The organism is Streptomyces sp. NPDC054847 (genome assembly GCF_053610925.1).
Map to the genome: position 1 here is coordinate 1 of NZ_JBSGZJ010000013.1, position 14,042 is coordinate 14,042.

General features: G+C 71.0%; 13 protein-coding genes. 8 read left to right on the forward strand and 5 right to left on the reverse strand.

From position 1 onward, the window contains the following. Positions 1-37: 37 nt before the first annotated feature. On the reverse strand, positions 38-316 hold the full coding sequence (locus tag ACWGH4_RS03145) for a GlsB/YeaQ/YmgE family stress response membrane protein (protein ID WP_453454886.1): 279 nt from the start codon (positions 314-316) through the stop codon (positions 38-40). Positions 317-543: 227 nt separating this feature from the next. Here ACWGH4_RS03145 and ACWGH4_RS03150 point away from each other — a divergent pair, with 227 nt between their 5' ends. Next, on the forward strand, positions 544-918 hold the full coding sequence (locus ACWGH4_RS03150; protein ID WP_441267231.1) for a DUF3099 domain-containing protein: 375 nt from the start codon (positions 544-546) through the stop codon (positions 916-918). Positions 919-1,120: 202 nt separating this feature from the next. After that, positions 1,121-1,357: a hypothetical protein gene (locus tag ACWGH4_RS03155; protein WP_453454890.1), complete on the forward strand. Its 237-nt coding sequence runs from the start codon at positions 1,121-1,123 to the stop codon at positions 1,355-1,357. Here ACWGH4_RS03155 and moaA read toward each other — a convergent pair. The 3 genes from moaA to ACWGH4_RS03170 form a co-directional block, all read right to left on the reverse strand. Beyond that, positions 1,340-2,329 carry a GTP 3',8-cyclase MoaA gene (gene moaA, locus ACWGH4_RS03160; protein ID WP_453454892.1) on the reverse strand — a complete coding sequence of 330 codons (990 nt, stop codon included), beginning with the start codon at positions 2,327-2,329 and terminating at the stop codon, positions 1,340-1,342. The two genes, ACWGH4_RS03155 and moaA, sit on opposite strands and share 18 nt — an antisense overlap. Before the next feature lie 151 nt (positions 2,330-2,480). Then, positions 2,481-4,118 (reverse strand): solute symporter family protein, encoded by a 1,638-nt coding sequence (locus ACWGH4_RS03165; protein WP_453454895.1) that lies wholly within the window; start codon positions 4,116-4,118, stop codon positions 2,481-2,483. Continuing rightward, positions 4,115-4,480 carry a DUF485 domain-containing protein gene (locus ACWGH4_RS03170; RefSeq protein ID WP_364597801.1) on the reverse strand — a complete coding sequence of 122 codons (366 nt, stop codon included), beginning with the start codon at positions 4,478-4,480 and terminating at the stop codon, positions 4,115-4,117. Before ACWGH4_RS03170 ends, ACWGH4_RS03165 begins: the two co-directional genes overlap by 4 nt. 255 nt (positions 4,481-4,735) lie before the next feature. Between ACWGH4_RS03170 and ACWGH4_RS03175 the strand changes: the two genes are divergently transcribed. The 3 genes from ACWGH4_RS03175 to ACWGH4_RS03185 all read left to right on the forward strand — a co-directional run bounded on the left by ACWGH4_RS03175 (position 4,736) and on the right by ACWGH4_RS03185 (position 11,024). Continuing rightward, positions 4,736-6,265: a S8 family peptidase gene (locus ACWGH4_RS03175; protein WP_453454898.1), complete on the forward strand. Its 1,530-nt coding sequence runs from the start codon at positions 4,736-4,738 to the stop codon at positions 6,263-6,265. A 76-nt stretch (positions 6,266-6,341) separates the two neighbouring features. After that, positions 6,342-7,742 (forward strand): CoA transferase, encoded by a 1,401-nt coding sequence (locus ACWGH4_RS03180; protein WP_453454901.1) that lies wholly within the window; start codon positions 6,342-6,344, stop codon positions 7,740-7,742. A gap of 171 nt (positions 7,743-7,913) precedes the next feature. Continuing rightward, entirely contained in the window at positions 7,914-11,024 is a 3,111-nt protein-coding gene (locus ACWGH4_RS03185; RefSeq protein ID WP_453454903.1) for an NACHT domain-containing protein, read from the forward strand. 7 nt (positions 11,025-11,031) lie between these two features. Here ACWGH4_RS03185 and ACWGH4_RS03190 read toward each other — a convergent pair whose 3' ends face one another. Next, entirely contained in the window at positions 11,032-11,754 is a 723-nt protein-coding gene (locus ACWGH4_RS03190) for a VIT1/CCC1 transporter family protein (RefSeq protein ID WP_453454906.1), read from the reverse strand. Between the two features lie 102 nt (positions 11,755-11,856). Between ACWGH4_RS03190 and ACWGH4_RS03195 the strand changes: the two genes are divergently transcribed. The 3 genes from ACWGH4_RS03195 (at position 11,857) to ACWGH4_RS03205 (ending at position 14,020) form a co-directional block, all read left to right on the forward strand. Then, complete coding sequence (locus tag ACWGH4_RS03195; protein WP_453454909.1) at positions 11,857-12,837, forward strand: DEDDh family exonuclease; 981 nt, start codon at positions 11,857-11,859, stop codon at positions 12,835-12,837. A gap of 91 nt (positions 12,838-12,928) precedes the next feature. Then, positions 12,929-13,162, forward strand: a complete 234-nt coding sequence (locus ACWGH4_RS03200; protein WP_100106509.1) for a hypothetical protein — start codon at positions 12,929-12,931, stop codon at positions 13,160-13,162. A gap of 72 nt (positions 13,163-13,234) precedes the next feature. Beyond that, positions 13,235-14,020, forward strand: coding sequence for an SURF1 family cytochrome oxidase biogenesis protein (locus ACWGH4_RS03205; protein WP_453454911.1), 786 nt, complete (start codon positions 13,235-13,237; stop codon positions 14,018-14,020). Positions 14,021-14,042 lie beyond the last annotated feature (22 nt).

The window sequence follows — 14,042 nt, forward strand, 5'->3', positions numbered from 1 at the left end:
GGGTGGGCGTGATCGCCCACCCGGCCACGGGTGTTCCTCAGGCGTGATGCCGTTTCTTGCCGCGGGCGGCGGTGTAGGCCATGTCGCCGAGGAAGACGATGACGATGGCAGCCGCGAGTTGCAGTGCGTGCCGGCCCCAGTCGATGCCGCTGGTCTCCGCGATGCCGAAACCACGTGCGACGGCGTTGCCGATGATGGCGCCGATGATGCCGAAGATGGTGGTCAGCCACAGCGGACTGTGCTGTTTGCCTGGGATGATCGCTTTCGCGAGCAGGCCCAGCACGAATCCCACGATGATCGCCCACAACCAGCCCATGGCTGCCTCCTTGTACGGCCCTGCGTGAGCAGTTACGTCGCCAGTCTCGGTCGGTGGGCCGTACGGCGCATGTCGGGGTCAGCCGTACGTGTGTCTGCGCACGCCGGGCACGCAGACGTCGGGCGGCCCCGCTCTCGAACGCGGCGCAGCCCAGGCGTACCGTGGAAGGTCGGAGCAGGGGAATTCCGCCGAACGTCCGGCGCGGGGAAATCGGGTGGTGGAGCACGATGCGGAAGCACGGTGGGACCGAGGTCTTCCGGATCACCGGAGCACGGCAGGGCCTCGCCGACGACGTGCGCGGCAGGCAGCGGCGCTATGTGATCTCGATGTCGATCAGGACGGTCGCCGTGATCCTCGCGGCGGTCCTGTGGAACGTGGAACGCCATGTGGCGATCGTGGCGCTGGCGCTCGGTGTACTGCTGCCGTACATCTCCGTCGTCATCGCCAACGCGGGGCGGGAGAACGCCCCTTCGCTCCCGTCGACCTTCGTCGAGCCCCCCGTCCGGCCGGCCGTCGAGGCCGGATCCGGGCAGCGTGCGGCGGAACCGGAGCCGGAGGCGGAGCCCTTCCAGGAGGACCGTCCGGGGGCCGGGCAGCGCTGATACGGGCGGTGTCCGGCGGGCTCGCGAAGCTCAAGAAAAGCTCAGATCAATCATGAAGTTCCGGTGCACCGCACCCTGTCCCCCGTGACATACTGCGTACGCGCTCCGCATCCCCCGTCGGAGCGACGGACCGACGCCGGGCAGCTCCCCCCGTGGCTGCTCGGCGTCGCCATGCTGGGACAATGATCCCGTGAATCCTCCGGTGAGTGGCGAAACCCCGATCTGTTCGGCCAAGGGCTGCCGTACCGGCGCCGTCTGGGTCCTCGCCTGGAACAATCCGAAGCTGCACACTCCGGACCGCCGCAAGACGTGGCTGGCATGCGACGAGCACCGCGAGCACCTGTCCCAGTTCCTCGGGGTGCGCGGTTTCCTGAAGGACGTCGTGACGCTGGAGGAGTGGGAGCGGGGTGCCGGGGCCGGGTCAGCCGCCGATGGCTGACATGGGCCGCTCCGGCTGAAGGAACGACGGGTCGTCGAGGCCGGATCCGGCCTTCTTGCCCCACATCGCCAGCCGCCAGATGCGGGCGATCTCCTCGTCGGGCGCCTCCGAGCGCAGCGCCGCCCGCAGGTCGGTCTCCTCGGTGGCGAAGAGGCAGGTACGCACCTGACCGTCGGCGGTGAGCCGGGTCCGGTCGCAGGCGCGGCAGAACGGCCGAGTGACGGAGGCGATGACGCCGACCCGGTGCGGCCCGCCGTCGACGATCCACCGCTCGGCAGGCGCGGAGCCGCGCGCGGCGTCGCCCTCCGGGGTGAGGGTGAAGCGCGTCCGCAGGGACTGGAGGATGTCCCCGGCGGTGATCATGCCGTCGCGCTTCCAGCCGTGCTGTGCGTCGAGCGGCATCTGCTCGATGAAACGCAGCTCGTATTCGTGTTCCACGGCCCAGGCGAGCAGGTCGGGAGCCTCGTCGTCGTTCATGCCGGGCATCAGGACGGCGTTGACCTTGACCGGGGTCAGGCCGGCGGCGCGGGCGGCTTCGAGGCCGTCGAGCACGTCGTGGTGGCGGTCGCGGCGGGTGAGGGTCTTGAAGACGTCGGGCCGCAGGGTGTCCAGGGAGACGTTGACCCGGTCGAGGCCGGCGGCCTCGAGGGCCGCGGCGGTGCGCTTGAGTCCTATGCCGTTGGTGGTGAGGGACATCTTGGGGCGGGGCTCGAGGGCGGCGCAGCGCTCGACGATGCCGACCAGTCCCGGACGCAGCAGCGGCTCACCGCCGGTGAAGCGCACCTCGGTGATCCCGAGGTCGGTGACGGCGATCCGGATCAGGCGGACGATTTCGTCGTCGGTGAGCAGATCGGGCTTGGCCAGCCACTGGAGGCCTTCTTCCGGCATGCAGTACGTACACCGCAGATTGCACCGGTCCGTCAGAGAAACGCGCAGGTCAGTGGCCACTCGGCCGTAGGTGTCGATGAGCACTGTGGGCCCCCTCCCCTATTCGCGGATCCGACGGTTTCGAGCCTACGCGACGGCGCCGACAATGCCAGAGGCCCGATTGGCACGAGGTACGGCACGGCCGCGTCGTAGGAGCCTACGACGCGGCCGCTGACATGCGTGTGTCGCTTTCCTCTCAGTGGGCGCCGATGCCGGTGAGGGACTTGACCTCGAGCTCGGCGTACTTGCCCTCGTCGGGCTTCTCCTTGGTCAGGATCGAGCCGAGCCAGCCGAGCAGGAAGCCCAGCGGGATGGAGATGAGACCCGGGTTGGACAGCGGGAACCAGGCGAAGTCCACGCTCGGGAACATCGCGGACGCGCTGCCGGAGACCACCGGCGAGAACAGCACCAGGAACACCGAGGAGGCGAGGCCTCCGTAGATGGACCACAGGGCGCCCTGGGTGGTGAACCTCTTCCAGAACAGGCTGTAGAGGATCGTGGGCAGGTTGGCCGAGGCGGCGACCGCGAAGGCGAGGGCGACGAGGCCGGCCACGTTCAGGTCGCGGGCGAGCGCGCCGAGGGCGATGGACACGATGCCGATGAAGACGGTCGCCCAGCGCGCGGCGCGGACCTCCTCCTTCTCCGTGGCCTGTCCCCTGCGGATGACGTTGGCGTAGATGTCGTGCGCGAACGACGACGAGGAGGCCAGCGTGAGTCCGGCGACGACGGCGAGGATGGTGGCGAAGGCGACGGCCGAGATCACGGCGAGCAGGATCGCGCCCCAGGCGGAGTCGACGCCGCCGATGTGCAGGGCGAGCAGCGGGGCAGCGGTGTTGCCCGCCGGGTTGGACGCCTTGATCTCCGCGGGCCCGACAATCGCGGCGGCGCCGAAGCCGAGCGCGATGGTCATCAGGTAGAACGCGCCGATGATGCCGATGGCCCAGTTGACGGACTTACGCGCGGCCTTGGCGGTGGGCACGGTGTAGAAGCGGATCAGGATGTGCGGGAGTCCCGCGGTGCCGAGGACGAGCGCGATGCCGAGGGAGATGAAGTCGAGCTTCGTCATACCGTCGACGCCGTACTTGAGGCCGGGCTCGAGGAAGGCGTCGGGGTTGCCCTTCTGGCCGACCTCGCTGTTCTTCGCCGCCTCTCCGAGCAGGTCGGAGATGTTGAAGTTGAACTTCCACAGCACCAGGAACGTGATGAGCAGGGTGCCCGCGATCAGCAGGACGGCCTTGACCATCTGCACCCAGGTGGTGCCCTTCATCCCGCCGATGGTCACATAGACGATCATCAGCAGACCGACGAGGGCGACGATCGCGATCTTTCCGCCGTCGCTGGTGATGCCGAGCAGCAGCGAGACGAGGATGCCCGCGCCCGCCATCTGCGCGAGCAGGTAGAAGATCGAGACGACGATGGTGGAGACGCCGGCGGCGGTACGGACCGGGCGCTGGCGCATCCGGTAGGCGAGGACGTCGCCCATCGTGTAGCGGCCGGAGTTGCGCAGCGGCTCGGCGACAAGCAGCAGGGCGACGAGCCAGGCGACCAGGAAGCCGATCGAGTAGAGGAAGCCGTCGTAGCCGAAGAGGGCGATGGCGCCGGCGATGCCGAGGAACGAGGCGGCCGACATGTAGTCGCCCGAGATGGCGAGGCCGTTCTGGAAGCCGGTGAACTGGCGTCCGCCCGCGTAGAAGTCGGTGGCGTCCTTGGTCTGCCGCCCGGCCCAGACGGTGATGAACAGCGTTCCGACGACGAAGGCCGCGAAGAGCGTGATGATCAGCGGCCGGTGCTCGGTCGTGGCGCTCGAGGCCGCGAGGTGCAGGGCGGGGCTCATGCGTCGGCCTCCATACGGGACTTGATGGCCTCGGCCTTCGGGTCGAGCTTCGCGGCGGCGTGCCGGGAGTAGAACCAGGCGATGAGGAACGTGGTCAGGAACTGCGCGAGGCCGAAGACGAGAGCGACGTTGATGTTGCCGAAGAGCTTCGTGCCCATGAAGCCGCCGGCGTAGTTCGAGAGCAGGACGTAGAGCAGGTACCAGGCGATGAACGCGATGGTCAGGGGGAAGGCGAAGGAACGGTATGTGCGGCGCAGTTCGCCGAATTCCGTACTCTGCTGCACCTGCACGAACGACTCTGTCGTGGGCTGGGCGGTGCTGGTCTGCTTATCGCGCTCGGGCGGCGGTGCCTCGGTGGTCACGGAATCTCCTCGCGACGCGGGTGCGGTGGGGATGGACTCGGGGATGTCACTGGCAGGGGCGGTTCGATGTTGCTCCACTCCCTGACAACGGCACGGAGCACGCGCCGCACTGGTTCAGCCCCGGTCTTTTTCTTCTGCACTTCCTTCGCGAACTCATTGAATCCGGACCTTGATCAGCGATAGCTTCACTCGTCATGTACCCGCCCATTCGCACAGGGGTGTCTGGGCGGTTGTCACGGATGATGTGGAGAACCCATGGCTCATCTGGGATCCAGACGGCGCCGCGCCCTCGCGCTGCCCGCCGGTCTGGCGCTCACGGCCTCGCTCGGCTTCCTGCCCGCGGGGGCCGCTACGGCGGCGCCGGTCGACGACGTACCTGCCGCGGTCCAGGCGGACGGACCCAAGCTGTCGTACGTCGTGAACGTGAAGGGCGGTCACGGCACCGCGGAGTCGGTCAAGAAGGCCATAGCCAAGGCCGGCGGAACGGTGGTGATGGCCTACGACCAGATAGGCGTCATCGTCGTCCACTCGCAGAACCCGGACTTCGCCACGACCATCCGCGGTGTGCGGGGCGTGGCGTCGGCCGGTGCCACGCGCACCGCGCCTCTGGCGCCGTCGGCCGACATGGCCATCGAGTCGGAGCGTCCGCTCACCGCCGACGAGGCGAAGGCCTCCGCCGCGGTGGCGTCCTCCGGCCAGGACCCGCTGGAGCCCCTGCAGTGGGACCTCCCGGCCATCAAGGCCGACAAGGCGCACGAGAAGACGCTCGGCAGTGACAAGGTCACGGTCGCGGTCATCGACACGGGTGTCGACGACACCCACCCGGACCTCGCGCCGAACTTCGACCGCGAGGCGTCCGTCAGCTGCGTGGGCGGCGTGCCGAACACGGCGGACGGCGCCTGGCGTCCGGGTCCGACCGAGTCCGACCACGGCACCCATGTCGCGGGCACGATCGCCGCCGCGAAGAACGGCGTCGGCGTCACCGGCGTCGCGCCGGGCGTGAAGGTCTCCGGCATCAAAGTCTCGCAGCCCGACGGCTTCTTCTACACCGAGGCCGTCGTCTGCGGCTTCGTGTGGGCGGCGGAGCACGGCGTCGACGTGACCAACAACAGCTACTACACGGACCCGTGGCTGTTCAACTGCAAGAACGACGCGGACCAGAAGGCCCTTGTCGAGGCGGTCTCCCGTGCCACCCGCTACGCGGAGGGCAAGGGCGCGGTGAACGTCGCCGCGGCCGGCAACTCCCGCATGGACCTGGCGGCGGACGAGCTCACCGACACCACGAGCCCGAACGACACCACCCCGGTCGAGCGGGTCATCAACCCGCGCGAGTGCCTCGACATCCCGACGCAGATCCCGGGCGTCGTCACGGTGTCCGCGCTGGGTGCGAAGGGCCTCAAGGCCTCGTACTCCAACTACGGCAACGGCGTGGTCGACATCTCCGCCCCCGGCGGCGACTCGACGCGCTACCAGGCGCCGGACGCGCCGGCGGTCGACGGCCGGATCCTCTCCACGGTTCCGGGCGGCTACGGCTACAAGGCCGGTACGTCGATGGCCTCCCCGCACGTCGCGGGCGTGGCGGCGCTGATCAAGTCGACCCACCCGTACGCACCGCCGGCCCTGGTCAAGGGTCTGCTGTACGCGCAGGCTGACGACACGGCGTGCACCAACCCGTACGACATCGACGGCAACGGCACCGTCGACGCGGTCTGCGAGGGCAGCGAGCGCGACAACGGCTTCTACGGCACGGGCGTCACCGACGCTCTGGACGCGGTCCGCCGCTAGCGGCTTCATGCGAGGGGCCCGGTGCGCGATCCGCACCGGGCCCCTTGCGTTGTGGCGCCGGTGCCATAGTGGGTGCATGACCCACTCACCCTCCGATTTCCCGTCCAGCGGTACCGCCCAGGCATGGGCGGCTCTGGGCGGTGACCCGGCTCTGCTCGGCCGTGTCGTCCACAGGGGTGGCGGCTCGCTGCCGTCCCGGCTGCCGGTCATGGAGCTGGCCCGCGCCACCGTCGGGGTCTGCTCCCTCGCCGCCGCCGAGCTGGCCGCGCGGCGCGGCGGCGGGCCCGTCCCCTCCGTGACCGTCGAGGACGGTGCGGTGACGACGGCGTTCCTCAGTGACAGGCTGGTGCGGGTGGACGGCGTGGCGCCGGCCACGTTCGCACCGCTGTCCCGGTTCTGGCCCGCGGCGGACGGGTGGGTGCGTACGCACGCCAACTACCCGCATCACCGGGCACGGTTGCTCGCCACGCTGTCCCTGCCCGAGGACGCCGGAGTGGAGGCCGCCGCCGGCGCGATCGGCGAACGCCGCGCCGTGGACGTCGAGGAGAGCGTGTACGCGGAGGGCGGCCTGGCCGTGGCCATGCGCGGCGGGAACGAATGGGCGGAGCACCCGCAGGGGGCGGCCACCGCCGGGCGGCCCCTGCTGCGGGTGGAGCGGCTCGGCGACGACTGCCCGCCGCGGGCCGCGAACGGCGGGGCCTCCCCGCCCTGTTCGGGACTGCGCGTGCTCGACCTGACCCGGGTGCTGGCCGGCCCGGTCGCCACGCGGACGCTCGCGCTGCTGGGCGCAGACGTGCTGAGGATCGACTCCCCGCATCTGCCGGAGAGTCAGGACGCCCACGACGACACCGGGACGGGAAAACGGTCCACCCGGCTCGACCTGGCCGCGGTCGCGGACCGTGCCGTGTTCGAGGAACTGCTGACCCTGGCCGACGTGGTGGTGACCGGCTACCGGCCGGGTGCCCTCGACCGGTTCGGCCTCTCCCCGCAGGCGCTGGCCGAGCGCCGTCCGGGCCTGGTGGTGGCCCGGCTGTCGGCCTGGGGCGGGTACGGGCCGTGGGCAGAGCGGCGTGGTTTCGACAGCCTGGTCCAGGCGGCGACCGGCATCGCCGCCACGGAGGGCGACGAAGGCCGCCCGGGCACCCTGCCCGCCCAGGCCCTCGACCACGGAACCGGGTATCTGCTGGCCGCCGGGGTGCTGCGCTCGCTGACCGGACAGCACTTCGCGGGCGGAACCCGCCTGGTGGAGGCCGCTCTCACACAGACGGCGGCCTGGCTGACCGGGGGTCTCGTCAAGGCACCCGACGGGGACCCGGCGTACGACGCCGACCGGTGGCTCACCGAGAGGGACAGCCCCATGGGCCGTCTGCGTCACGCCGTTCCGGCGGTCGGCTACGAGGGCGGGCCGGCCGACTGGGCCCGCCCGCCCGGGATCTGGGGCACGGACGCGCCGAAGTGGGCAGACGCCACCGCTTGACGGCCGTCCCCCGTGTCCGGCGGCGTAGGTCCGCGCGTGTGCGCGGGACGCGACCCGTCTCCACCGCGGTGGGTAGGCCGTCCGCACCACGGGCATGCACCGATGACCGGCGCGGCACGGATCGCGGACCGTACGATCCGGTGGCCGGTGGATTCACGGGGAGGAACCGCAGTGCAGGGGTTGGAAGCCGTCGTCTTACGACTGGCCGGGACGCTGGCCGTGACCGTCGTGAAATCGCTGATCGCCGCACGCCCGGGGGCCGGCCTGGTGACGGGCCGCAGGGCCGCGCCGCTTCCCCGGCCGGACCCCGCCCCGGTGGCGAGGAAACTCGCGGGCCGGCTCTCGAACCCGTACACCGACCTGCCCGACCACGAGCGCGAGGCCGCCGTCGAGGCGGTACGGGACACCGTCCAGGCCGCCGGTACGGTCAGTCCCGACCGGCTGTTCGCACTGGACCTCGACCCGGAGCGACTGTTCCGTACGCTGCGGGACCCCGCGGCCGGCCTGGCCGAGCGGGGCGTGGAACTCTACGACGAACTGCTGCGGCTGTGCTGCGCGCACATGGTCGAGAACCTGACCGCCGACCAGTCGTTCATGGCACGGGCGGCGGTGGAGCAGACCCGCAGGGCGGGCCGCACCGAAGCACTCGTCGAGGACGTCAGGGACCGGCTCGGCCCGCGTCCGGAGGCGGTCGCCCTCGGCTTCGAGGGGCGGTACGCGGACTACGTGGCAGAGACCCACGGGCGTCTGGAGCTGTTCGGGCTGACGCTCGGCAGATCGGGGAGCGAGTGGCCGCTGGACACGGCGTACATCTCCCTGGCGGTCAGCGGCGACGGGCCCCACCAGGAGGGTTTCGGCCTGCCGCGGACCGGACAGGTCGCCGTGAAGGCGGAGCAGATCCTGTCCTCTGCCGACCGGCTCGTCCTGCGCGGTCCTGCCGGGTCCGGCAAGAGCACCCTGGTGCAGTGGCTCGCGCTGAACGCCGCCCGCCGCAGTTTCGGCAAGGACCTGGAGGACTGGAACCGGTGCGTTCCCTTCCTGTTACGGCTGCGGGCCTTCACGTCGTCCGACACGCTGCCGATGCCGGACGCCTTCCTGCGGGCGGCGGGGGTCCCGCTGCACGGTGAGGCGCCCGCCGGCTGGACGGAGAAGCTGCTGACGGACGGCCGGGCGCTGATCCTGGTCGATGGAGTGGACGAGATCCCCTCACGGCAGCGGCACCGCACGGAGAACTGGCTGAAGTCGCTGATCGCCGCCTACCCGGACGCCCGGTACGTGGTGACGACCCGGCCGTCGGCCGTCCCGGAGGACTGGCTGTCCCGCCAGGGATTCGTCGGGCACTCCCTGCTGCCGATGGAGCGCGACGACATCCGCTCGTTCATCGGTCACTGGCACGAGGCCGCCCGCCAGGAGTGCCTGTCCCAGACCGAACGCGCCCAGCTCGACACCTACGAGACGTCCCTGCGCAAGGCCGTCTCCACCCGCCGCGATCTGGGGCGGCTGGCCACCAACCCGCTGATGTGCGCCCTGCTGTGCGCGCTGAACCGGGACCGCAGGATGCAACTGCCGCGCGCCCGCAAGGAGCTGTACGACGCCGCGCTGGACATGCTGCTGGTGCGGCGGGACACCGAGCGGGAGATCGTCGGTGTGGAGGGCGTCGATCTGACGCGTGAGGAGCAGACCGCGCTGCTTCAGCGGCTGGCGTACTGGCTCATCCGCAACGGTCAGGTGGAGGCCGAGCGTGCCGAGGCGGTGGAGATGGTGGCCGAGTGGCTGGCCGCCATGCCGCAGGTGCAGGGCAGCCCGGAGCAGGTGTTCTCCCACCTGCTCATCAGGAGCGGTCTGCTGCGTGAACCACGCCCGGGTGCGGTGGACTTCGTGCACCGGACGTTCCAGGACTATCTGGGCGCCAAGGCCGCGGTGGAGGCCCGCGACTTCGGGGTCCTTGTGCAGAACGCGCACGACGACCAGTGGGACGACGTGGTGCAGATGGCCGTCGGTCACGCCCGCGTCGAGGAACGGGCCCGGCTGCTGCGGCACCTGCTGCGCCGCGCCGACCGGGCACAGCGCCACCGGCACCGTCTGGTGCTGCTCGCCGCGGCCTGTCTGGAGCACGCCCCGGAGCTGGACCCGGAGATCCGCGCGACGGTTCAGTCGCGCACGCAGGAGCTGCTGCCCCCGCGCACCCAGGAGGACGCGGCGCGGCTCGCCAAGGTCGGCGAACTGGTGCTGGAGCTGCTGCCCGGGCCGGAGGACCTGGAGGAGTACACGGCGGCGGCCGTGGTGCGCACGGCGGCCCTGATCAAAGGGGACGCCGCGTTCGAGGTGGCCGCGCGGTTCCGGGAGGACGCCCGGCTGTCCGTGGCGTTCCAGGTGTCGACGGCGTGGGGTTCGTTCGACACCGAGTCGTACGCCAGGGACGTGCTGGCGGCCGGGGCGTGGAACACCTCGTACCTGCACGTCCAGACGCCCGAACAGCTCCACGCCCTGCGCCACATACCCAAGGCCCGGCGCCTGCATGTGGCGGGCGACCACCACGACCTCACTCCGCTGCTCGCGGTGGAGGACCCGGAGTGGCTCTTTCTTTACGAGAACGGCGTGGTGGACGATCTCACGCCGCTCGCGTCGCTCCGGCGGCTCAAGGATGTCGGTCTGAGCCGGTGCCCCGAACTGCGCGACCTGCGGCCGCTGGCGCGACCGGGACTCGAGCGGCTCTCGCTCTGGGAAGTTCATCCGGAGGTCTCGATCGAGCCCTTGCGGGACATGCCCGACCTGCGCAGCGTGAACCTCTCCCAGCCGCTGCTCATCGAGAGCCTCGCGGAACTGCCGGTAGGACCGGGCCTCGTCCACCTCGGGCTCCACCACCAGACCCGTTACGTGAGCCTGGAGGGCATCGAGCGGTGGCCGTTGCTGGAGGGGCTGACGATCGCGGGCCAGTCGCAGCTGCGTCAACTGTCGCGCCTGCCGCTGCCACCGTCGCTGACGAGTCTGAGCCTGTACGAGGTCGACCCCCTCGACCCGCGTCCGCTCCTCCGCCACTCCACGCTGCGGCACCTGCACCTCTGGCGGTGCGAACTGCCGTACGGCCTCACCGCGCTGCGCGAGCTGCCCGCGCTCACTTCCCTGGAGCTCTGGCAGTGCTCACCGTCCGGAGCGCCCGTCGACATCGGACCGCTCGTCGCGATGCCCGAACTGAAGATCACGGTCAGCGACGACACCCCGGTCGTCGGCGTCGACCGCTTCCCGCCCGACCGCGTCGAGGTGAAGCGCGTAAGGACCTGACAACGCCTCAGACGCCGACCGCGTCGAGCGACGAACCGGCGGCATACGTCACCGCCATGGCGAGGGCCCCGCCGCATACGTTGCGCAGGACGGCGGGCCCGGCCGCGGCGGCGCCCAGCCGGGCGCTCCACCAGCCGGTCAGCGCCAGCGCCGCGAGCACCGAGAGGACCGTGACGAACAGGCGGGCCGACGCCGGAGGAAGCACGATGGCCAGCAGCGGCAGCAGCGCACCGGCCGTGAACGCCAGGAAGCTGGCGCCCGCCGCGTGCCAGGGGCTGACCAGCTGGTCGGGGTCGATGCCGAGTTCCACCCGCGCGTGCGCGCGCAGCGCGTCACGTTCGGTGAGCTGCACGGCGGCCTCCCTGGCCACCTCCTCCGACAGACCGCGGTCCGCCAGCATGCGTGTCAGCTCGTCCAGTTCGGCCTCCGGCTGCTCCTTCAGCTCCCGCTTCTCCACCGCCAGCGCGGCCATCTCCGAGTCGCGCTGCGTGGAGACGGACACGTACTCGCCTGCCGCCATCGACATCGAACCGGCGAGCAGTCCGGCGAGGCCGGCGGTGAGCAGCGCCGGCCGCGAGTCCGTCGCACCGGCAACACCCACGACGAGGCCCGCCGTCGAGACGATGCCGTCGTTCGCGCCGAGGACGGCGGCGCGCAGCCAGTTGAGGCGCGTGCCGAGTCCACCTGAGTGCGCCTCGTCCTGTTGTTCGCCGCCGGTCGCTTCACTCATCCGGGGAGCGTCTCACGCAAGGAAGTTGGGAACGAGGAGCCACACCCCTGCCTTCGGGCGGTGGGGGCGGGACAGGGCTGTCGGTGCCTGCCCGTATTCTCTGTGACCATGCTCGACGACCGTAGGACCGCAGCGACGACGTGGCCGGCCGCGTACCCACAGGGGTACGCGGTCGTCGACGTGGAGACCACCGGCCTCGCCCGTGACGACCGGATAGTGTCGGCTGCCGTCTACCGCCTCGACACCCATGGCAACGTCGAGGACCACTGGTACACGCTCGTCAATCCGGAGCGCGACCCCGGACCGGTGTGGATCCACGGTCTGACGAGCGAGGCGCTCGAAGGCGCCCCGCTGTTCGGGGACATCGCCGGCGAGCTCTCCGCGCGGCTCGACGGCCGGGTCCTGGTCGCGCACAACGCCACCTTCGACTGGTCCATGATCGCCAGGGAGTACGCGCGTGCGCGGGGCGCGGCGCCGACCCGGCAGCGGCTGTGCACCATCGCGCTCGCCAAGGAGCTGCGGCTCCCGCTGCCCAACCACAAGCTCGAGTCGCTGGCCGCGCACTACGGGGTCGTGCAGCAGCGTGCCCACCACGCCCTGGACGACGCCCGCGTGCTCGCGGAGGCGTTCCGGCCGAGCCTGCACACCGCGGCCCGCGACGGTGTGCGGCTGCCGCTTCTCGAGTGCCGGCCGCTGACCGAGTGGTCGGACGCCCCCGCGGCCCCGCGCGTCGGCTATCAGCCGTCGTACGGGCACAACAGCTGGCGGCCGTCGCGCAAGCGGCCGCCGTGCCCGTACCCCAACCCGGGGAGGTACGAGCCGGGCGGGCAGCTGGTGCAGGGGATGCGGGTCGCCTTCTCCGGCGACACCTCCGTGGAGCGTGAACTGCTCGAGGACCGGGCCGTGGAGGCGGGCCTGCACGTCGCCACGAGTGTGTCCCGGCTCACGAGTCTGCTGGTGACGAACGACCCGGACGCGGCGACGTCCAAGACCGTCAAGGCCGCCTCGTACGGCACGCCGGTCGTCGACGAGGGCGCCTTCACCCAGCTGCTGCGGGATGTCGCCCCCGCGCCGGACGCGTAGATCCGGACGGACACCCGCATCGGAGTGAAACGGGCGCGACTCGCCCGGCGCCCGCTCGCCCGGGGCGGCGAAGCGTTTCACCCTGTGGCGCATGGCACGTTGCGAGGTTTGCGGAAACGACTACGGCATGTCCTTCGAGGTGCACGCGCAGGGCGCGGTGCACGTCTTCGACTGCTTCTCCTGCGCCATCCACCGCATGGCGCCCATCTGTGAGCACTGCCGGGTGCAGATCATCGGTCAGGGCGTCGAGGTCGAGGGCCACTGGTACTGCGGCGCCCACTGCGCACGCGCCGAGGGGAGGGCCGGCATCGTCGACAGGGTGTGACCTGCGCCCGGCCGGGACACGGGCGGGGACCCACCGTCCGTGGCCCCGCGCCGAGCAGGTACGGTCGAAGCCGTGTACCGCTTCCTGTTGACCCGGCAGTGGGTGATCCTCACCCTCATCGGCCTCGTTCTCATCCCCACGATGATCGAGCTGGGCTTCTGGCAGCTGCACCGGCACGAGCGCAGGGTCGAGCAGAACGCCTTGATCGCACGGAACCTCGAGGCGAAGCCGGTTCCGATGGAGGAGCTCACTTCCCCCGGGCACACCGTCCCGCGCTCCGACTACTGGCGGCGGATCACCGCGACCGGCACGTTCGACACCGACCACGAGATGGTCGTCCGCCGCCGCACGAACGCCGACGACCGTGTCGGCTTCCACGTACTGACCCCGCTGGTGCTGGCCGACGGCCGTGCCGTTCTCGTCAACCGCGGCTGGGTCCCCGCCGCCGCCGACCAGAAGGCCTTCCCCGAGGTGCCTGCCGCGCCCGGGGGCACCGTGACCGTCACCGGCCGGCTGAAGGCCGACGAGACGACCGGCGCCAGCGGCATCAGGGACCTGAAGGGCCTGCCGCCCCGCCAGGTGATGCTGATCAACAGCGAGCAGCAGGCGCAGCTGCTGGACCGGCAGGTGCTCGGCGGATATCTGGAGCAGACGGCGCCGAAGCCCGCGGGCGGCAGCCCCGAGACGATCCCGGACCCGGACCACGACTCCATCGGCGCCCACATGGCGTACGCCGTGCAGTGGTGGCTGTTCGCCGCGGCGGTGCCCGTCGGCTGGATGATTCTCGTACGGCGGGAGAGGCGCGACCTGGCGGCGGCGGAGAAGACGACGCCCGAGCCCGCTCCTGCGGCTGCTTAGCGTGCTCTTCTGGCGGGAACAC

Bases quoted from the DNA above. Each gene is read 5' to 3' on its own strand.
- ACWGH4_RS03145 (WP_453454886.1), bottom strand. From the start codon at position 316: ATGGGCTGGTTGTGGGCGATCATCGTGGGATTCGTGCTGGGCCTGCTC.
- ACWGH4_RS03150 (WP_441267231.1), top strand. From the start codon at position 544: ATGCGGAAGCACGGTGGGACCGAGGTCTTCCGGATCACCGGAGCACGG.
- ACWGH4_RS03165 (WP_453454895.1), bottom strand. From the start codon at position 4,118: ATGAGCCCCGCCCTGCACCTCGCGGCCTCGAGCGCCACGACCGAGCAC.
- ACWGH4_RS03175 (WP_453454898.1), top strand. From the start codon at position 4,736: ATGGCTCATCTGGGATCCAGACGGCGCCGCGCCCTCGCGCTGCCCGCC.
- ACWGH4_RS03180 (WP_453454901.1), top strand. From the start codon at position 6,342: ATGACCCACTCACCCTCCGATTTCCCGTCCAGCGGTACCGCCCAGGCA.
- ACWGH4_RS03190 (WP_453454906.1), bottom strand. From the start codon at position 11,754: ATGAGTGAAGCGACCGGCGGCGAACAACAGGACGAGGCGCACTCAGGT.
- ACWGH4_RS03200 (WP_100106509.1), top strand. From the start codon at position 12,929: ATGGCACGTTGCGAGGTTTGCGGAAACGACTACGGCATGTCCTTCGAG.